Annotated in this window: 17 protein-coding genes; 13 read left to right on the top strand and 4 right to left on the bottom strand. The window is 55.5% G+C overall.

From position 1 onward, the window contains the following. Positions 1-171: 171 nt before the first annotated feature. Together VXJ35_RS15260 and VXJ35_RS15255 are read right to left on the bottom strand one after the other, a co-directional pair. Complete coding sequence (locus tag VXJ35_RS15260) at positions 172-1,104, bottom strand: hypothetical protein (RefSeq protein WP_157198196.1); 933 nt, start codon at positions 1,102-1,104, stop codon at positions 172-174. Between the two features lie 409 nt (positions 1,105-1,513). Next, entirely contained in the window at positions 1,514-2,899 is a 1,386-nt protein-coding gene (locus tag VXJ35_RS15255) for a LysM peptidoglycan-binding domain-containing protein (protein WP_408953915.1), read from the bottom strand. A gap of 296 nt (positions 2,900-3,195) precedes the next feature. On the opposite strand from VXJ35_RS15255, the gene VXJ35_RS15250 reads away from it, so the two are divergent. Genes VXJ35_RS15250 through VXJ35_RS15235 form a run of 4 tightly spaced genes read left to right on the top strand, consistent with a single transcriptional unit; the run spans position 3,196 to position 4,915 of the window. Continuing rightward, positions 3,196-3,912 carry a class I SAM-dependent methyltransferase gene (locus tag VXJ35_RS15250; RefSeq protein WP_064022222.1) on the top strand — a complete coding sequence of 239 codons (717 nt, stop codon included), beginning with the start codon at positions 3,196-3,198 and terminating at the stop codon, positions 3,910-3,912. Beyond that, the gene (rnhA, locus tag VXJ35_RS15245; RefSeq protein ID WP_054758492.1) at positions 3,913-4,356 is read left to right on the top strand and encodes a ribonuclease HI; all 444 of its coding nucleotides are present in this window, start codon (positions 3,913-3,915) and stop codon (positions 4,354-4,356) included. Between the two features lie 21 nt (positions 4,357-4,377). Then, on the top strand, positions 4,378-4,650 hold the full coding sequence (locus VXJ35_RS15240) for a hypothetical protein (RefSeq protein WP_064022221.1): 273 nt from the start codon (positions 4,378-4,380) through the stop codon (positions 4,648-4,650). Between the two features lie 13 nt (positions 4,651-4,663). Then, positions 4,664-4,915, top strand: coding sequence for a GIY-YIG nuclease family protein (locus tag VXJ35_RS15235; protein WP_064022220.1), 252 nt, complete (start codon positions 4,664-4,666; stop codon positions 4,913-4,915). Positions 4,916-4,990: 75 nt separating this feature from the next. Here the strand turns inward: VXJ35_RS15235 and VXJ35_RS15230 are convergent, their stop codons facing one another. Continuing rightward, entirely contained in the window at positions 4,991-7,168 is a 2,178-nt protein-coding gene (locus VXJ35_RS15230; RefSeq protein WP_064022219.1) for a TonB-dependent receptor domain-containing protein, read from the bottom strand. A 222-nt stretch (positions 7,169-7,390) separates the two neighbouring features. Between VXJ35_RS15230 and VXJ35_RS15225 the strand changes: the two genes are divergently transcribed. From VXJ35_RS15225 to VXJ35_RS15200, 6 genes are read left to right on the top strand one after another with little or no spacing between them, the layout of a single operon-like run. Next, positions 7,391-7,885: a nucleoside triphosphate pyrophosphohydrolase family protein gene (locus tag VXJ35_RS15225; protein WP_064023542.1), complete on the top strand. Its 495-nt coding sequence runs from the start codon at positions 7,391-7,393 to the stop codon at positions 7,883-7,885. Between the two features lie 10 nt (positions 7,886-7,895). Then, positions 7,896-8,774: an NAD(P)-dependent oxidoreductase gene (locus VXJ35_RS15220; RefSeq protein WP_064022218.1), complete on the top strand. Its 879-nt coding sequence runs from the start codon at positions 7,896-7,898 to the stop codon at positions 8,772-8,774. Then, positions 8,774-9,571 (top strand): hydroxypyruvate isomerase family protein, encoded by a 798-nt coding sequence (locus tag VXJ35_RS15215; protein WP_064022217.1) that lies wholly within the window; start codon positions 8,774-8,776, stop codon positions 9,569-9,571. Before VXJ35_RS15220 ends, VXJ35_RS15215 begins: the two co-directional genes overlap by 1 nt. Positions 9,572-9,602: 31 nt before the next feature. Further along, complete coding sequence (locus VXJ35_RS15210; protein ID WP_054758599.1) at positions 9,603-9,977, top strand: VOC family protein; 375 nt, start codon at positions 9,603-9,605, stop codon at positions 9,975-9,977. 4 nt (positions 9,978-9,981) lie between these two features. Then, positions 9,982-10,515, top strand: a complete 534-nt coding sequence (locus tag VXJ35_RS15205) for a hypothetical protein (protein ID WP_064022216.1) — start codon at positions 9,982-9,984, stop codon at positions 10,513-10,515. After that, positions 10,506-11,057, top strand: coding sequence for a hypothetical protein (locus tag VXJ35_RS15200; protein ID WP_064022215.1), 552 nt, complete (start codon positions 10,506-10,508; stop codon positions 11,055-11,057). Before VXJ35_RS15205 ends, VXJ35_RS15200 begins: the two co-directional genes overlap by 10 nt. Here VXJ35_RS15200 and trkA read toward each other — a convergent pair. Beyond that, on the bottom strand, positions 11,045-12,400 hold the full coding sequence (gene trkA / locus VXJ35_RS15195; protein WP_064022214.1) for a Trk system potassium transporter TrkA: 1,356 nt from the start codon (positions 12,398-12,400) through the stop codon (positions 11,045-11,047). The genes VXJ35_RS15200 and trkA overlap by 13 nt on opposite strands. A gap of 289 nt (positions 12,401-12,689) precedes the next feature. Here trkA and secA point away from each other — a divergent pair, with 289 nt between their 5' ends. The 3 genes from secA (at position 12,690) to trmL (ending at position 18,554) form a co-directional block, all read left to right on the top strand. Next, the gene (gene secA / locus VXJ35_RS15190) at positions 12,690-15,434 is read left to right on the top strand and encodes a preprotein translocase subunit SecA (protein WP_064022213.1); all 2,745 of its coding nucleotides are present in this window, start codon (positions 12,690-12,692) and stop codon (positions 15,432-15,434) included. Positions 15,435-15,562: 128 nt separating this feature from the next. After that, the gene (locus VXJ35_RS15185) at positions 15,563-18,064 is read left to right on the top strand and encodes a glycogen/starch/alpha-glucan phosphorylase (protein ID WP_064022212.1); all 2,502 of its coding nucleotides are present in this window, start codon (positions 15,563-15,565) and stop codon (positions 18,062-18,064) included. A gap of 7 nt (positions 18,065-18,071) precedes the next feature. Then, positions 18,072-18,554, top strand: coding sequence for a tRNA (uridine(34)/cytosine(34)/5-carboxymethylaminomethyluridine(34)-2'-O)-methyltransferase TrmL (gene trmL, locus VXJ35_RS15180; RefSeq protein ID WP_064022211.1), 483 nt, complete (start codon positions 18,072-18,074; stop codon positions 18,552-18,554). Positions 18,555-18,650: the final 96 nt, after the last annotated feature.

Below are 18,650 nucleotides of genomic sequence, written 5' to 3'. Positions count from 1 at the left end.
GGCGTCGGTTTGCGGGTGGTGCTGGAACGAGGTTTTCGCTTTGCAATGCGTTGTTTGCTTAACCTTGCGCTCAAAACAAAGCCAGCCGCACTGTAATCTCGGCGAACCTGGCTCAAGTTGAATATTCAGCTTTGGCCCAGCGCGACCTCATCGAGTTATCGCCACCTGCACTTAGAATGAATAACCGAAACCGGCTTTCACGGTAAGGTAATTGGTCTCGCTGTCGGGTTCGTAGTAAGTCTTATTCGGTCCGGTCATTTCCGAGCGGCCGTACTCGAATCCGATGTATTCCGCACTGGCATTGATATGGCAGCTTTGGTAGAAGGAATAATCGAATCCCATACCGACTTTATAAAACACGGAGTCGCCCAGATGTAGCGTTCCAGGGCCGCCGTCCTGGCCGATACCGGTTACGAAAAGGGCTGGCGTACCCGAAGAAGCCATCGTTGAAGAAAAGGTGCTGCCGACCATTGCTGTCGTCGTGAACACCAGATTTTTGATCGGCGAATACTGCAGCATCGAGCCGAAGGCGTAATAGTAGTTGTTGTAACTTTCTTTCGAGGTCGTGTTGCCAGGGAAGAATGCCGCGATAATTGGAATCTCGGAATCGATATGCCTTTTCCAATTGTGGTGGCCTATTTCCACGAAAGGAGTCGCCATCAGCGAATTGCCTAATTCAAAACCTTTGCCGAAGCGGCCGTAAAAATCGACGAATTTAGCGCTGTTTTTTTGCCTGACGCTGCCGTAGGCATCTGCGGTCGGTCCCAGAATGCCCGGCAGAAACTGATTGCTCGATCCGATATAGTTGGTTTCGCCGTGCAACTGGCTGAATTGGAATGCGAAATAGGCATTCTCGACAATTAAGTTTTTCATGACGGATAACGAAATCCCGAAACCTGGAACGTATCCGCGTTCGGTATCGGCGATAACGCCTTCCTTCGAGATTTCGGTGTAGTCGACATCGGTCGTCACGAACTGGGCGCCGATCTGGCTGTTGGATGCAACGATGTCCGCCAAGTCCGCCTTTGCCGTCGGCACGGTTAAGTAACAGGCGCCTGCCAGCAGCAAATGGGTACTTTTCAAAATCGAATTTGCAGGATTCATGATTGGACGGCCTAAACTCATATGATGCGCAGAGGATTATAGCCGGTAATCGGGCGATATATTGGTTGTTAGCATTTAAGATGAGTGGATTTTGGTGGCGTCCAGCCGTGCAATACCCTACTTTATTGGCGTAATCAGGCTTGGGTTTATCCAAATCGCTCCGAACGCGGCTCGTTCCGTCCGGCATAGATTGTTCGAATGTTGTTACAGTAGCGTAAACTGCCGTCCCCTAGGTGCTTGCCGGCGTTCGCCGCAGCAAGAGTTTGGAGCTTGTTAGTGTTGGTGGGGGGAGGAAAAACAATCTGTCCGAGAACATGAAATCCGCGCAATCGTTGGTCTGCCTATGGGCGGCTTCGGTTACGCACATCGAATGTGCTCGAAATTCGAACTCTCGGACAGATTTTTAGGCTTAGGTTGAAGAATGGCTGGTTTCGACCAGGATTTTCAGTTTCGATCCGGGCTTTATGTCGGCTTTATTGCGCGGCACGTTGTTCCATTTGCGCAGTTCGGTGACGTTGACGTTAAACTTTTTCGAAATTTGGCCCAGGGTATCGCCCGGTTTGACGGTGTAACTGATTTGTTTGATGGCTGGAGCCGTCGATACCACCGTGATGCTGCCGCTGGTCTTTTTCAGCGTTAGTTTTTGGCCGGGTTTTAACGCGGCTTTCTTCGGCAATTTATTCCAGCTCACGATGTCGTCCTGATCGATGGCGAAATGCTGAGCCAAGCCGGACAAGGTGTCGCCTTTCTTAACCGTATAGACCTGCTTGCCGGCTTGGATTGGCGCGGCGGCTTGGAGAGCCGGTGTCGACGCGGCTAGGCTGGTCGCTTCGCCTTTTTGCGATTGGTTGGACGCCGGGATCAGCAAGATTTTGCCTTGCGCCACCGATTCGTCTTCCAGGTGGTTGACGCTGGCAATTTCTTCGACCGTGGTGTGGTGTTTGCTGGCGATGCTTTTCAGCGTCTCTTTTTTGCCTACGGTGTGGTGTTCCCAGCGGATGCGTTCTTCGTGCGGCAGTTCTGCCAGCTTTTCCTTGAATTTATCGGCTTTGTCGACCGGAATCAGTAAGTGTTGGGCGCCGTTCGGATCGGTGCTCCAACGGTTGTAGCCCGGATTCAGCTTTAAAAAATCGTCCAACGGGGTTTGCGCCAGTTCCGCGGCTTTACCCAGGTCGATCTGGGATTTGACGTCGACCAGTTCGAAATAAGGTTGGTTGGCGAATTGGTGCAAGTTGACGTTGTATTTCTCCGGATTGGCGAAGATTTTTGCGATCGCCAATAGCCGCGGTACGTAAGCGGAGGTTTCGCTGTTCAGATCCAGCGACCAGAAATCGGTAGGTTGGCCGCGTTCGACATTCCGATCCACGGCATTCTTGATGTTGCCTTTACCGGCGTTGTAAGACGCCAAAGCCAGCAGCCAGTCGTTGTTGAAGGTCTCGCTAAGTTCTTTCAGAAAAGTGGTTGCGGCCTGAGTGGATTGGACCACGTCGCGGCGGCCGTCGTACCAGCTATTTTGTTTCAGGCCGTAAAGCTTGCCGGTCGGCGGAATAAACTGCCACAAGCCGGATGCTTGTGCCGGCGACATCGCATCCGGGCGGAACGCGCTTTCCACGGCCGGTAGCAACGCCAATTCGCCCGGGATATTCTTGGCTTCGATTTCGTTCAAGATGAAATACAGATAGGGCTCCGCCCGCTGTTGTACCCGCGACAGGTAATCCGGATTTCGCAGATACCAGTTCAACTCGCGGTCGATGCGGGGATGGTCTATCTCCGGCAACGCATACAGCGACAGCATTCTGTCCCACAGCGTGTTATGTTCCTTGGCAGCCTCTTGTTTTTTAGATGAGCCTGTACCTTTGCCATTACGGGTAAATACGGAAAACTTGCTCGTCGAAGACTGGGTCAGATGGTCTTTTTGAGCTTGTTGACTACAGCCGGTAACCAGCAAAATGGGTAGTAGATAAGACAGATGACGGGCTGATTTTTTAGAAATTGAGCGGGGCATTGTCTGAACTCGCTAAAATAAAAAAATTAGATCCTAGCATGGCTTTCCGAAATAGCCAAAAAAACATAGCCTTATCGGTTGAATAGATGAAAAGACAATTCTTGTTTGCGTTGTACCAAACCCCGCGGGGTAAGCTGTTGCAAACCATGGAGGCCAGTTACCTGAAGCGTTCGATTACCGTCAGTTGCAAACAAAACCAATTGCAAATCGGCGGCTTGGGGTGGGAGAACGAGTTTGTCGATTTTTCGCTGTACCGCAATTACTTGATCCTGGACGGCAAGGCCCTGGGCGACGGCGACGCTCTTAAAGTCGCCGCCAAAGCTTTTAACTTGCCAATCCAGACCGAATCGATGGATTTGGTGATATTGCCGCATATCCTCGAGTTCGATGCGCGCCGGTTCCAGACCTTGCGTGAAGTGAACCGGGTGCTGAAGCCCGGCGGCGAACTGGTGGTACTGAATTTCAGTCCGTTCAGTCTGGCGGTGCGTTTCCAGTTTTTGTGGGATAGAAAATTGGCCGATTCCTGGCGCGCTCACTTTATAAGCAAGGCGCGGATGCTGGATTGGTTAAAATTGATGAATTTCGAGCTGTTGACGGCCGCCGAGTTCGGCCTGGATAGTTACACCATTTCCCATGGCAAGTTCCAGCTCGGCTTCGCTTCGGTGTTTGCTATGGCCTATGGCATCAGGGCGGTGAAAAGGCAATATACTCTGATCCCATTGGCCGCGGAAAAACGGCGGAAAATCAAATTAGCGGCTGCGACGGCGGGCTTGGAGTCGCGTTCACACGAGGATCGAGAGTAGATGGCGGAAACGGTCGATATATACACGGACGGCGCTTGCAAGGGTAACCCCGGCCCGGGTGGCTGGGGAGTGTGCATGCACTACAAGGCGCACCGGAAAGAGTTGTTCGGCGGCGAAGCCGAAACCACCAATAACCGGATGGAGTTGATGGCGGCGATTCAGGCCCTGGAAACGTTAAACAAACCCTGCAGCGTCAGGTTGTATACCGATTCCAAATACGTGTTGCAGGGTATCACCGAGTGGATGCCCAACTGGAAAAAACGCGCCTGGAAAACCGCAGCCAACCAACCGGTGAAAAACGTCGAGTTATGGCGGCGGCTGGATGCGGCGATTCAACGTCACCGCATCGACTGGGTCTGGGTCAAAGGCCATGCCGGGATACCCGGCAACGAACGCGCCGACCAATTGGCAAACCAGGGTATCGCCCAGTTGCCGGGTTACTAAAACACTAAAACGGGGGGTATTATGATAGGTTCGGTAGCGGCGGCATTGATTGCGATATGGTTTTACAACACGGCAGAGCGTTCCGGGCGGCCGGCGATTTCCTGGGCCGTGTCCGGTGTCGTGGTGTATTTTTTGGCAGCGGTGTTGTGGACGCTGATCGTGACGCCCGCGATCAAGGATACCGCCAGCCATACCCAAAACGGCGTACTGGTCTTCATCGTGCAATACGCCTACATCGGCTTCGGTGCGGCGGTGGCAGTCAGCATCAACGCTTGGTTGAATAAAGCGGCTTGACCCGGCGCAGGCGATGGCGGATTGGTCGGTTTACATCATCGAGTGTTGCGACGGTAGCCTATATACCGGCATCACGACCGATGTCGAACGCCGTTTTCGCCAGCATCGGGCCGGCACCGGGGCCAAATATTTCAGAGCCAAACAACCGGTCCGCATCGTCTACACGGAAACCGAGCACGATAGGGCGACCGCGAGTCGGCGCGAGGCTGAAATCAAACGCATGGGGCGGGCCGAAAAGCTGGCAATACTGCAAGCGGCCCGCTAAGCGCACCAGTTTGCGGCAAACTCGCAATCCTGCGCCGGGTACGTCCCTGTTCCCCGAAATTCCGCCGGCCCGTTATCAAAAATTGACTTTAAAACCGGCCTGGACCAAACGCGGCGAACCGGGCAGGATGCCGCGGGTTCTATCCACGATGTAGGTCTCGTCCAGCAGGTTTTTCAGCGAGACGAAGAAATCGGTATTGATCGGTTTGGCGTGGTAGGTCGTGGCCACGTTCAACACCACGTAATCGTCGATTTTGCCGATTTGACCGTTACCGTTGACGGGAGCCGTACCGGTGTTGGCAAAATCGCTGAATTGCTGGCCGACGTAAACTGTCTCCAAATGCAGGTCGAAGCCGCTGGCATGGGCATAACCGATGGTTGTGGTCAGATTGTGTTCCGGCGAGTAGGGCAGACGGTTGCCGACAAAGTTGCCGTTAGCCATTGCGATGGCCGTGGCGTTGTTGCAGTCGATGCCGGTGGCCAAACAGCGGAACGCGGAGGTCATCTCGGCAGTGCCGACCCAGGTGTAAGCCGCCTGCAGATAGACGTTATGGTCGCTGTCGAACAAGGGGCCGAAATCCTGGCGGGCGGACAACTCGGCGCCTTGGTACAAAGCCTGTCCGGCCGCCAGCGGCGTCGAGCCGCCGGCGATGCTGCCCACCGCATTTTGCTGCAGGAAGTCGGCGTGGAATAAGGTGGCATCCAATTTGGCACCTTTATAAGGTTTGGTCCTGACCCCCAATTCGTAATTCCAGCTTTTTTCCGGTCCTACGTCCACTACAGTGCCGACATTGCTCAGCGTATCCTCGGCGCGCGGGGGGGCAAAGCCGCCGTGAAAGCCGAAAAAGGTGGTGATCTTGTCGTTCGGCGAGTGCGATATGCCGAACGCCGGCAAGATTTCGGTCATAGTGGTATCGCCGGCAGCGTTAGTGAGTTTATTCAAGCGGCGAAAATCGACGTGTTCGATGCGAACGCCGGGCGTCAAACTCCAATCGCCGAGTATGAACCGGTTTTGGGCAAAGCCTGAGTAGGCATCGGTTTCACGCTCATTACGTTCGGCGATCGATGTTAACGTGCCCGTCAAAAATTGCTTATTTTCCTGAGTCCGCTGCTGTTCTTCGAAATGGGCGCGGAAGCCCATGTCGAGTTCGCTGTCGATGCCCAAAGTCTTATGGTTGACATGCAGGCGCGGTTCGACGCCGTAGCTGTAGTAATCGCGCAGCCGGCCCTGAATCGAGTTGCAACTGTTCGGATCGACCTCTACCCCGGCGAGTCTGGTGTTATTGAAACCGCATTGGTTGTCGGTCGTGGTGCTGGCTTGGCGCCACCAATCTCGGTGGAAATGCGACCAGTAGACGTTGGTAGTCAACGTGGCGTTGTTATTGATGCTGTACTGGTGGGTGACTGAAGTGCCCCAGCGGTCGGTTTTCATCGAGTCATTTTTAAACGGGTTGTAGCGAATTCCGAAGTTGCGCATTTCGGCGTCGGTGATGCCCGAATAAGTCAATTGCGAATCTTCCTGGAAATAGTTGGCGCGAATGGTCAGTGCGTTGTTGGCGTTGATGTCGTAAACGCCTTTGATGTTGAAGTCGTTGATATCCGAATGGGTATTGTCGCGGGCGCCGCGGCTTTCTTTATGGGTGATATCGAACAGGCCGCCGAAATCGCCGACTGTACCGCCGTAATTGAAATGGCCGTCGTAAAAGTCGCGGGTACCGCCGGTGAAGCTCAAATAGCCGCCGGGTTTGCTGGGCGGATTCGGCGTTAGATAGTTGATGGTGCCGCTAATGGTTTGCGGGCCGTACAAAATTTGCGAGGGGCCTTTCAGGACTTCGATGCTGGCGAAGCGTTCGATTGGCGGATGGTAATAACTGGCGTTGTCGCCATAAGGGGCATACGACAGCGGGATGCCGTCTTCCAGCAACAAGGTCTTGGTGGATCGGGTCGGGTTGATGCCGCGGATGCCGATGTTGGGCCGCATACCGAAACCTTCCTCGTCACGGGCGTTGACGCCGGGGATTTTGCGCAACGCTTCGTTGACGTTAAACACATGGCTTTCGAATAACTCTTCCTGGGTCAGTACGTTGACGGTGCCGGGAATTTTTTGCAGGGTTTCGGCGGATTCGACGATTTCGACCACCGGCATTTCCAGCTCCGCATCTTCGGTGCCGGCGGCCGCGAGCAATATCGGGGAATGGCCGAGAATCATAGCGATTTGGCCAGGTATCAATAAGCGTGAATGGATTTTCGACATGACATGAGTCCGGATTGGAAATTTCTTTAAATTAAGTAGGGGCTTTACAAAAATTAACCGAAGTATACGGTCGCTAACACTAAAGGTAAATGATAATGCATATTGTTTGCTATTTGCTTTTGGTGGCGCCGTGCCGCTTCGGGCCGGTCAGTGTGGGAATTTTTGCGGTTTTTGGGCGTGGCCTGTACCATGCCCGGTCATTTATTAAGTTTGGGGAAACCGATGAATAAACATCTACAACAAGTCAGAGCTTTTCACGACAGCTTCGGCATTGCCCAACCGGAAGAGGGCGATAGCGGCCATGTGTCGGACATGGATATCGTTCTGCGCCAGGCCTTGCTGCTGGATTGCGCCAGCGAAACCTTTAAAGCGATAGCCGCCGGCGATCTGGAAAAGATACTGGCCGGATTAGTGGATTTGGCGTTCAACGCGTTGGCGGCGATTGCGACCCGCGGCGACGATGTGGTGGCGGTTGCGGCGAACTGGCGCCAGGACGGTTCGGTGCTGTCGGTGGTCAGGGTTTTATCCGATAAGGTCAACCAATGCGCATCGGGCGAAACCGTGCACTATTCAGGTCTTTACGCGATCTGCGCCCATCTGGCGCAACGTTTCGTCAACGCCGATTTCGACCAGGCCTTTCAAATCTTGCAACGCCACTTGTTGAGCGGCCAGGGCGATGCGGTACGGATCGATTTAAGCCCGGCGTTGTTCGAATAAGCGAGCAGCGATGCTAGAGCAACGTTACAAATTGGGTTTCGCCGGCATCGGTCTGATGGGCCGGCCGCTGGTGTTGCGCCTATTGGCTGCCGGATGCGAGGTAAAGGTATGGAATCGCGACCCGGCTAAACTGCAGCCGGTCGCCGAGGCCGGCGCCGTGGTTTGCGCATCCGCCGCCGAATTGGTGCGCGAGTCGGACGTCGTGATTTTGTGTCTGGCGGATACAGCCGCGGTTGATCAAGTCGTCACTGAGCAAGTGATCGGCAACGGCGCCGTCGGCAAATTGCTGATCGATTTATCCAGTATCGATCCCGCGGCCACTCGCCGCTTGGCCGCCGAATTGAAAGCCTATTGCGGCATGGCTTGGGTCGATGCGCCGGTCTCAGGCGGCACGGCCGGAGCCGAGCAAGGCAGTTTGGCCATCATGGCCGGCGGCGACAGCGCCGACGTTGCCATTGCCCGTGAAGTGTTGCGGCCGTTGTACAGCCGCTTGACGCACATGGGGCCGGTCGGGAGCGGCCAGATCACCAAGATTTGCAATCAAATGATCGTCAGTTGCAATGTGCTGGTCATTGCCGAGATGATGGCATTGGCCAAAGCGGCCGGTGTCGACGCCGGTAACATTCCGGAAGCGTTGGCCGGCGGTTTCGCCGATTCCAAACCCTTGCAAATCGTCGGGCCGGAAATGGCTGATGAACGCTTCGAACCGGTGAAGTGGCGGGTCAAAACCTTGCTGAAGGATTTGAATATGGCCGTCGAGCTTGCCGCCAAGCAGGGCAACGCGGTGCCGATGTCCGGTTTGGCGGCGCAATTGATGCAGTTGCACGGCGGCCGCGGGTTTCTGGAGCAGGATCCTTCGACTTTGGTCAAGCAGTATCTTAAATCCTGATGTTGCAATTCTCCGCCAATCTCAGTCTGCTCTATAACGAATATCCGCTGCCGCAACGGTTCGCTGCCGCCAAGGCCGGCGGTTTCGATGCGGTGGAGATTCAGTTTCCCTATAGCCAGTCTGCTGCCGAATTGCGGCAATTATTGGATGGCAACGGTCTGCGGCTGGTGTTGTTCAATGTCGATGCCGATACCCTTTTGCAAGGCGGCGAGGGGCTTGCTGCGGTGCCGGAAAAGCGGCAGGATTTTCGGCGCGCGGTGGACCAGGCGCTGCGTTATGCCGAGCTGTTGCAACCTTGCGCGATAAACGTGTTGCCCGGCCGTTGCTTAAACGCCGATCGCCTGGCGGAATACCGCGCAACGTTTCTGGAAAACCTGGATTACGCGGCCCGAGCGTTTGCCGGCCAAGGTATCGTTACGGTTTTCGAAGCCGTGAACAGTTTCGACATGCCGGGATTTATACTCGATAGCAGCGCACAGATGCTGCAAGTGCTGCATGACTTGAACCATCCGCACTTACGGTTGCAATACGATATTTACCACATGAGCCGGATGGGCGAGGATTGCGCCGAATTTTTGCGTTGCCATATCGACCGGATCGGCCATATCCAGTTCGCCGATTGTCCGGGGCGGGCGCAACCCGGCAGCGGCAGCGTCGATTTTCCGGTTTTGTTCCAAATTATCCGCGATTCGGCTTATTCCGGCTGGACCGGCGCCGAATACCGTCCCGGCTCAGCGACTGCCGATAGCCTGGCTTGGCTGAAAAGCTACGCGGCAAGCGGAAGCGGCACGGTATAATCGCGCATCCTGTTTTTTGATCGACCTGTGTATGTCCAAGCATAACTTCACGATTCACCATGCCAGCCTCATCGTTTCCGACACCGAGCAGTCGTTGCAATTTTATCGGGACGTGCTCGACATGCAGCCCATAGAACGGCCGCCACTGCCGTTTCCGGGCGCCTGGCTGGCGATCGGCGACCAGCAAATACATTTGCTGGAGCTGGAAAACCCCGACCCGACCAGCGGCCGGCCGGCGCACGGTGGCCGCGACCGCCATGTGGCGATGCATATCGATTCGGTCGACGTGTTACGCAACGATTTGGATGCGGCCGGCGTCGCCTATACCCTGAGCATTTCCGGGCGGCGGGCTTTGTTTTGCCGAGATCGCGACGGCAATGCGCTGGAGTTCATCGAGCGGGTTTGAGCGTATGCGGTCCGGGCGCATTCTGTACGGCGGTTTGGCGATAGCCAGTTTGGCGATGCTGTTATTCGTTGCCGGTTTTTTTTGTTTTCGGCTTGGCTTGGCTTTGCTGGCCGGTCTTTTTTACGCGGTAGCCGGCAAGTTTCTGTTATTGGCCTTCTTCGGTCTGGGTTTACTTGGCCTGTTTGCCCTGGCAAAAGCGCTGTATCGGCAGTTGTGCGGCTATTTCCGGCGCGACGCTACGGAGCTACGCTGCTGGTTTGCGCTGCGTAACCAGGTTCGAGACGCCGGCTTGCGTGCCGCCGCGGAGGCTCGGCAATCGCGTTACCGCATGCAACTCCAACGCGGCCGGCTCGCGGCTGCAAACCACCGCAAGCATCTGCGGCAATTGCGCCAGGCAATCGATGGCGAATTGGCAGCGGTCCGCAATCGTCTGCCCGCCGCGACTTATAAATCCCTACGTAAATCGCTGCGGCGCCATTACAAACAGGCGGATGCGGCCGCCATGCTGGCTTTGCGCAACCAATTGCCATGTCTGTGATGCGGCGCTGGTTGGCGGAAGCCATGGGGTTTTGCCGGCGTAGCGCCGACGATCATCTGCACTGGCGCTTGTCCAGGCAGGGCGACCTGGCACAACTGCGCCGGGAGCAGGCCTTGGCCGAGCAGGCGCTGGTGGCGGAACTGAAGCAACGCAGCCAGCAGCTTGCGCACGAACTGGCCTTGAACAAGGCACGCCACAATAACGAATTGGCGATGCTGAAAACCCGATGCCGGCAGGACTTGCAGGATTACCAGCAATATCTGCAATCGCTGGATAAACTGAAAGACTCGCTCCGCCGCAGCTATGCGCATTTGCCGGAAGCGGTCGCATTCACGATCCACCACCACGCCAAGCAGTTGTTGAACCGGATGTGGGAGGCCGACGATCCGCAGCAGAAATTGAAAATAGAAATGCAATTGCTGCAATTCATGGCGGCCGTGCACGAAGACAGCCGGGCGTCGTTGCAGTCGGATGCGGCGGAAGGTCTGCCACAACGGGCGTTGGCCTGTATCGATGCCGATTTCGAAAGTCAAATCGGCTGAAAATATTCCTCGATATCCTTAATCAATTTTTTGTTCAACGCGAACATCACCACGTGGTCGCCTTCTGCGAACACGGTGTCGTGGTGCACCGGAATCACTTCCTTTTCCCGAATCAAAGCGCCGAGAATCACGCCGTCCGGCAGGTTGACCTGGTCCACCCTGAGGCCGACCACCGACGACGAATTCTTGCTGCGGTGGGCTATGGCTTCGATGGCTTCGGCGCTACCGCCGCAAACCGAGCTGACGCCGACTACGTCGCCTTTGCGGACGTGCTTCAGAATGCCGCCCAATGTCTCCAGTTTTGGTTGAATCGCCAGATCGATATCGCTGCCGTCCAACAGCTTCAAATAAGAGTTGTTATTGACCAGACAGATCGACTTTTTTGCGCCCAGTTTTTTGGCCAGGCCGGCGGAAATCAGGTTGATGCCGTCGTTATTGGTAATGGCGCAGAACAAATCGATGTTTTCGATCATTTCTTCCTGCAGCAACGACTCATCGGTACAGTCGCCGTGCAAAATCAGGGTATGGCGCAGATCGTTGGCGATTTCGCGGGCGCGGTTGATGTCCTTCTCGATGATTTTGACGTGGTAATTGTGCTGCAAGGCAATGCCCAGGCGTTTGCCGACGTGGCCGCCGCCGGCCAACATGATGGTCTTGATCGGCGATTCCAGTTTGTGCAGGTCGATCAGGGTTTTCAGGACTTTTTCGCGCGGGCAGACGAAAAACACCTCGTCGCCGGTGGCAATGACTGCCTCGCCGTTGACCGGAATCGCCTTGCCGTCGCGGAAGATCGCCGCGACCCGGATCATGCTGTCAGCCAATTTCTCCTTGACGGCTTGAATGCGTTTGCCGGTCAGGAAGCCGGTCGGCACGACCCGGATCGAAAATAGCCTGACCAAACCGTCGGCGAATTCCGATACGTGCAGGGCGCCGGGGTATTTGATCAGGTTGTGGATGGATTCGGTGACGACTTGCTCCGGGCTGATGACGATATCGATGCCGCCCGGTTCGAATAATTGCGGATGGTTCAGGAAGTCGATCGCCCGTACCCTGGCGATGGTTTTCGGTTTGCTGTACAGCGTGTTGATTACCTGGCAGGCCAGCATGTTGGTTTCGTCGCGGTCGGTGACGGCAATCACCATATCGGCGTCGCGGATGCCGGCCTGTTCCAAAATGCTGGGATGGGCGGCGTTGCCTTCGATGGTGGCGATATCGAGGCGGCCTTTCAACTCCGTCAACAGGCTGGGGTTTTTGTCGATGACGACAATATCGTTCTCTTCGCTGGCTAAGGCGCCGGCAACGGATGAGCCGGTTACGCCGGCACCTAGTATCACTATTTTCATAAATCAACGCCGGAAATATGGGCTTGCAGGATATTTTCCGCGAGAACGAATGCCTGTTGGGTTAAAGGCCGCGGATTATACGCCGATCGCTAGGCATGTCCACGGCAAAACCGAGGCCAGGTGTCCGTTCGACTCACTGCCGGCGTCGCGGCCGAGCGCTCAAGCGCAATAGCGGACAAACGCATCCATCGCGGCGGCCGGTCCACTGCGTTAGCCTTGTTTTCTGGTCATCGCCGCCGCATAACGTTTATAATCGCAAACTTTGGTTCACTCTCACACTGGAAGTATCATGCTGGGTAAGCTGGTTAAAATGGTAGTTGGCAGCCGCAACGACAGGCTGGTCAAGAAGAAACGCAAGCTGGTCAAGAAAGTCAATGCGCTGGCCGCCGAGTACGAAAAATTATCCGACGCCGCTTTGCAAGGCAAAACTCAGGAGTTCCGCGACCGCCTGGCCCAGGGCGAAAAACTCGACGATTTGTTACCGGAAGCGTTCGCCGCGGTCCGCGAAGCTTCCACCCGCGTGTTCGGCATGCGCCATTTCGACGTGCAGTTGATCGGCGGTATGGTGTTGCACAGCGGCAAGATCGCCGAGATGAAAACCGGTGAGGGTAAAACCCTGATGGCGACCTTGGCGGCGTACTTGAACGCATTGCCCGGCAAAGGCGTTCACGTGGTCACGGTCAACGATTACCTGGCGCGGCGCGACGCCGAATGGATGGGCCGGCTATACGGATTTCTGGGCTTGACCACTGGCGTCATCGTCAGCGATTTGACTCACGAACAGCGTAAATCGGCATATGCCGCCGACATCACCTACGGCACCAACAACGAATTCGGTTTCGACTATCTGCGCGACAACATGGCGTTCAGCCTGGAACAGAAAGTCCAGCGCGAGCTGCATTTTGCCATCGTCGACGAGGTGGACTCTATCCTGATCGACGAGGCCAGAACGCCGTTGATTATCTCCGGCCAAGCCGAGGGCAGTACCGACATTTACTTGACCACCAACAGCATCATCCCGTACCTGACCAAACAGGAAAAGGCCGAAGATCCGGAGCAGCAGGACAAAATGCCGGGCGATTACGCGGTCGATGAAAAGCAGCGGCAAATCCATTTGACCGAAGCCGGTTACGAAAATGTCGAACGCTTGCTCCACGAGCAAGGCTTGATTCCGGAAGGCTCCACCTTGTATGACCCGGTCAACATCCGCTTGATGCACTACCTGAACGCATCGTTGCGGGCGCATGTGCTGTTTCAGCGCGATGTCGATTACGTGGTCAAAGACGGCCAAGTCATCATCGTCGACGAATTCACCGGCCGGATGATGATGGGCCGGCGCTGGTCCGAGGGCTTGCACCAGGCGATGGAGGCCAAGGAAGGGGTGCCGATTCAAAACGAGAACCAGACCCTGGCTTCGATTACCTTCCAGAACTATTTTCGCCTGTACCACAAGCTGTCCGGCATGACCGGTACCGCCGATACCGAAGCGTTCGAGTTGAACAAAATCTACGGCTTGGAAGTAGTCGTGATTCCGACCCATCGGCCGATGATCCGCAAGGATATGGGCGACTTGGTCTACCTGTCGGCTCGCGAGAAATACAAAGCCGTAATCGAAGATATCAAGGATTGTACCAAACGCGGCCAACCGGTCTTGGTCGGTACCACGTCGATCGAAAATTCCGAACGGATTTCGGCGATGCTGCGCGAGCAGGGTATCAAGCACGAAGTTCTGAACGCGAAACAACACGAGCGCGAAGCGCACATCATCGAAATGGCCGGGTTGCCCGGTGCAGTGACAATAGCGACCAACATGGCCGGCCGCGGTACCGACATCGTCTTGGGCGGCAATTTGAATGCCGAGCTCGAAGCGTTGGGGCCGGATGCCAGCGAAGCCGACAAGGAACGCGTGCGCGGCGCCTGGCTGGATCGGCACGAGCAAGTCCTGGCCAGCGGCGGTCTGCACGTGATCGGTTCCGAACGCCACGAATCGCGGCGGATCGACAACCAGTTGCGCGGCCGTTCCGGTCGGCAGGGCGATCCCGGTTCCACCCGGTTTTATTTGTCGCTGGAAGACGATTTGATGCGGATTTTCGCCTCGGAACGGGTAGCGTCTCTGATGCAAAAGTTGGGCATGGAAGAGGGCGAGGCCATCGAGCATCCCTGGGTGACGCGTTCGATCGAAAGCGCGCAGCGCAAGGTCGAGAACCGCAACTTCGATATCCGTAAGGAAATTCTGGCCTACGACGACGTTGCCAATGACCAACGGAAAGTCATTTACGCCCAACGCAACGAGTTGATGGCGGCGGAAGATATCAGCGACATCATCACCGCGATTCGCGCCGACGTGTTGAACGACGCGATCACGCAATTCATCCCGCCGAAAACGATGGAAGAACAGTGGGACGTGCGCGGCCTGGAAGCTCATCTGCAGCAGGAATTCCATTTGCAATTCCCGCTGGCTGAGTGGCTGGATGCCGACCGCAGCTTGAACGAGCAGAAATTGCGCCAGTTGATCGTCGATAAGGCCGCCGAGGAAAGCCTGCGCCGCGAACAAACCGTCGGCACCCAAGTCATGCGCCATTTCGAGAAATCGGTAATGTTGCAAGTGCTGGACAACGCTTGGAAAGAACACTTGGCGGCCATGGACCAATTGCGCCAAGGCATCCATTTCCGCGGTTATGCGCAAAAGGATCCGAAGCAGGAGTACAAGCGCGAATCTTTCCAAATGTTCAACAGCTTGCTGGACCATATCAAGCATGAAGTCGTGACGATTTTGGCTCGGGTGCAAATTGCGCGGGAAGAGGACGTACAGGCTATCGACGAGCAGCGCCAGACTCCGCAGGAAATGCATTTCGAACACGCCGAGGCGCAATCGGTATTCGAAGACACTTCGGAGACACAAGCTGCGCCGGAGCCGGAAACCGGTTCGGCGGAACAACCTTTCGTTCGCCATGGCGCCAAAGTCGGCCGTAACGACCCCTGTCCCTGCGGATCGGGCAAAAAGTACAAGCAGTGCCATGGTAAGCTCGATTGATCGTGGTTGCGGTGCCGCTTAAGTGGCGGCACCGCTCAGAATCGGTGCCCGGAGTTTAGAAGTCGGCTCGCCGTTGCCAATCCCGCGGCACCAGGCTTAATCGTCCACTAGTTCCAAAGGTAATCACTATGCCGCATAGAGTTTTTCATAAAAGCAGTCCCGCCGCCGATATCACCAAACTGCCGAAACTCGGCATGGAAAAGAAGCATTTCATCGCCGATTTCAAGCATTACTACAGCCACCGGCTCGGTCGCGACGAAAATTGCCGCTCGCCCCATTATGCGTACGAGGCGCTATCGCTGGCCATCAGCGACCGCTTGGTGGAACGTTGGAAAAAGACCTACAACGTTTACCGCGATTCGGATTGTAAAAAAGCCTTTTACTTATCGATGGAATTTCTGATCGGCCGATCCTTGAGCAACGCGATGTTGAATCTGGGCGTCGATACCGTCGTCAAACAGGCTTTGTACGATTTGGGTCTGGAGATGGAAGAACTGGTGGAAAGCGAGCCGGATGCCGGTTTGGGCAACGGCGGTTTGGGCCGGTTGGCAGCCTGTTTTATCGATAGTTGCGCCACCTTGCAATTGCCGGTTACCGGCTACGGATTGCGCTACGAATACGGCATGTTTTCCCAGCAAATCGTCAACGGCGAGCAGGTCGAGCGCCCCGACCACTGGTTAAGGATGGGCAACGTCTGGGAAATCGAGCGTCCGGAATACATGCACCGGATCAAATTCGGCGGCCGCACCCAAAGCCATATCGACGAAAAAGGCCATAAACGCACTAGTTGGGTCGATACCCACGACGTGTTGGCCATGCCTTACGATACGCCGGTGCCGGGTTACAAAAACGGCACGGTCAATACCTTGCGGCTATGGAAAGCGATAGCCACAGAAGAATTCAATCTGCAGGAATTCAACGCCGGCGACTATGCCGAGGCCGTCGCCGAAAAAAATACCGCGGAAAACATCACGATGGTGTTGTATCCGAACGACGCCAACGAGAATGGCAAGGCCTTGCGCTTGCAGCAACAGTATTTATTGGCGTCCGCCAGTCTGCAGGACGTGATTGCTAACTGGGTCGGCCGCCACGGCAACAATTTTGCCAAATTCGCAGAGAAAAACTGTTTTCAGCTCAACGATACCCATCCCAGCATCGCCGTCGCCGAATTAATGCGTTTATTGATGGATATTCACGGCCTGTCCTGGAAAGAGGCCTGGAACATCACGCGCAGTACCATGGCCTATACCAACCACACGCTGTTGCCGGAGGCTTTGGAAAAATGGTCGGTTCGGCTGATGCAAACCCTGTTGCCGCGCTTGATGGAGATCATCTTCGACATCAATGCCCATTTCATGGCCGAGGTTTCGGCGCGCTGGCCGGGAGACGGCCCACGGATGGCACGGATGTCGATCATCGAGGAAGGTCCGGAAAAACAAGTACGGATGGCCTTCCTGGCTATTGTCGGCAGTTTTTCGGTCAACGGTGTCGCCGAACTGCATTCCAAATTGTTGAAGGAAGGCCTGTTCAAGGACTTTTACGAATTATGGCCGAATAAATTCAACAACAAAACCAATGGCGTAACGCCGCGGCGTTGGCTGGCCGGCTGCAATCCGGAACTGGCGGAATTGATCACAGAAACCATAGGCGACGCCTGGGTCACCGATTTGTCGCAACTGGCCAAATTACGGCCCTATGCGGAGGATGCCGCATTTCGCCAGAAATGGTACGAACTGAACCGCGCCAGCAAACAACGGCTGGTCGATTACAAGAAAGAAGAGCACGACATCGAAATCAACGTCGACGCATTGTTCGATGTGCAAGTCAAACGTATCCACGAGTACAAACGCCAGATTCTGAACGTGTTGCACGTGATTCATCTGTACGACCGGATCAAACGCGGCGATACCGCGAACTGGGTCGACCGTTGCGTGCTGATCGGCGGCAAGGCGGCACCCGGCTATGTGGTGGCGAAAAAAATCATCAAGTTGATCAACAACGTGGCCAACGTGATCAACGACGACCCCGATGTCGGCGAAAAACTGAAACTGGTTTTCATGCCGAATTACTGCGTCTCGGCCATGGAAAAAATTTGCCCCGGCGCCGATCTCTCCGAGCAGATTTCGACGGCCGGCAAAGAAGCTTCCGGTACCGGTAACATGAAGTTCATGATGAACGGCGCCTTGACGATAGGTACGCTGGACGGCGCCAACATCGAGATTCGCGAGGAAGTCGGCGCCGAGAATTTCTTCCTGTTCGGTCTGACCGAAGCGGAAGTCGAAGCCTTGCGCCCGCATTACGATCCGCAATCCTATATCAATCAGGATACCGATTTGCAGGGCGTGATGCGCTTGCTGGAATGCGGCCATTTCAACCAGTTCGAGCCGGGCATCTTCGACGACATTATCGGTTCGATCAAAAGTCCGCACGACCCATGGATGACGATCGCCGATTTCCGCAGCTATATCGATGCTCAGCGCCGGGTGGATTTGGCCTACCGCGACCAGGAACGCTGGACCAAAATGAGCATTATCAACACTGCCGCCAGCGGCAAGTTTTCCACCGACCGTACCATCAGCGAATACAACCGGGATATCTGGAAGCTGGCACCGGTCAAGGTGGAAAACTGACGGCGCAATGCTGGATATCGTCCTGTTCGAGCCGGAAATTCCGGCCAATACCGGCAATATCATCCGGCTTTGTGCCAACACCGGCGCCCATCTGCATTTAATCCAGCCGCTGGGTTTCGATTTGGACGACAAGCGTTTGCGCCGGGCCGGCCTGGATTACCACGAGTGGGTGAATATCCGCCAGTATGCGTCCTTGGCGGATTATGTGCAAAAAGCCAAGCCCAACCGCTTGTTCGCGTTAACGACCAAAGGGTCGGTCGTCTACAGCGAGGTGAGTTTCCAGTCGGGCGATGCCTTGTTGTTCGGTCCCGAGACCCGCGGCTTGCCGGCCGCGTTTCTCGGCGCCCACCCGGCCCAACTCCAACTCTACCTACCCATGCGCAAGGAAAGCCGTAGCCTGAATCTGTCCAATACGGTTGCGGTTGTGCTTTATGAAGCGATGAAGCAACTGCGATTTCCGGATGCGGTGATCAAACCGCGTCTGGTTTGAGCGTCGGCCCACGGCGTAACTGTCTCCGCTATTTTTTTGATCGGTATGTCTGCGAGCGGAGTGCGACGGCGCCTGTAGTGGTGGAGCGCCTTGTTG

It is taken from the genome of Methylomonas sp. DH-1 (assembly GCF_046097555.1).
Classification (GTDB): Bacteria; Pseudomonadota; Gammaproteobacteria; order Methylococcales; family Methylomonadaceae; genus Methylomonas; species Methylomonas koyamae.
The sequence above is the reverse complement of the archived record's forward strand: the minus strand, read 5'-3'. Positions and strand labels throughout refer to the sequence as shown.

Coding starts and splice junctions, on each gene's coding strand:
- VXJ35_RS15215 (WP_064022217.1), top strand. CDS start 8,774: ATGTTGCAATTCTCCGCCAATCTCAGTCTGCTCTATAACGAATATCCG.
- VXJ35_RS15250 (WP_064022222.1), top strand. CDS start 3,196: ATGAAAAGACAATTCTTGTTTGCGTTGTACCAAACCCCGCGGGGTAAG.
- VXJ35_RS15255 (WP_408953915.1), bottom strand. CDS start 2,899: ATGCTGTCGCTGTATGCGTTGCCGGAGATAGACCATCCCCGCATCGAC.
- VXJ35_RS15225 (WP_064023542.1), top strand. CDS start 7,391: ATGAATAAACATCTACAACAAGTCAGAGCTTTTCACGACAGCTTCGGC.
- VXJ35_RS15230 (WP_064022219.1), bottom strand. CDS start 7,168: ATGTCGAAAATCCATTCACGCTTATTGATACCTGGCCAAATCGCTATG.
- trkA (WP_064022214.1), bottom strand. CDS start 12,400: ATGAAAATAGTGATACTAGGTGCCGGCGTAACCGGCTCATCCGTTGCC.
- rnhA (WP_054758492.1), top strand. CDS start 3,913: ATGGCGGAAACGGTCGATATATACACGGACGGCGCTTGCAAGGGTAAC.
- VXJ35_RS15210 (WP_054758599.1), top strand. CDS start 9,603: ATGTCCAAGCATAACTTCACGATTCACCATGCCAGCCTCATCGTTTCC.
- VXJ35_RS15260 (WP_157198196.1), bottom strand. CDS start 1,104: ATGAATCCTGCAAATTCGATTTTGAAAAGTACCCATTTGCTGCTGGCA.
- VXJ35_RS15200 (WP_064022215.1), top strand. CDS start 10,506: ATGTCTGTGATGCGGCGCTGGTTGGCGGAAGCCATGGGGTTTTGCCGG.
- VXJ35_RS15220 (WP_064022218.1), top strand. CDS start 7,896: ATGCTAGAGCAACGTTACAAATTGGGTTTCGCCGGCATCGGTCTGATG.
- trmL (WP_064022211.1), top strand. CDS start 18,072: ATGCTGGATATCGTCCTGTTCGAGCCGGAAATTCCGGCCAATACCGGC.
- VXJ35_RS15205 (WP_064022216.1), top strand. CDS start 9,982: ATGCGGTCCGGGCGCATTCTGTACGGCGGTTTGGCGATAGCCAGTTTG.
- VXJ35_RS15185 (WP_064022212.1), top strand. CDS start 15,563: ATGCCGCATAGAGTTTTTCATAAAAGCAGTCCCGCCGCCGATATCACC.
- VXJ35_RS15235 (WP_064022220.1), top strand. CDS start 4,664: ATGGCGGATTGGTCGGTTTACATCATCGAGTGTTGCGACGGTAGCCTA.
- VXJ35_RS15240 (WP_064022221.1), top strand. CDS start 4,378: ATGATAGGTTCGGTAGCGGCGGCATTGATTGCGATATGGTTTTACAAC.
- secA (WP_064022213.1), top strand. CDS start 12,690: ATGCTGGGTAAGCTGGTTAAAATGGTAGTTGGCAGCCGCAACGACAGG.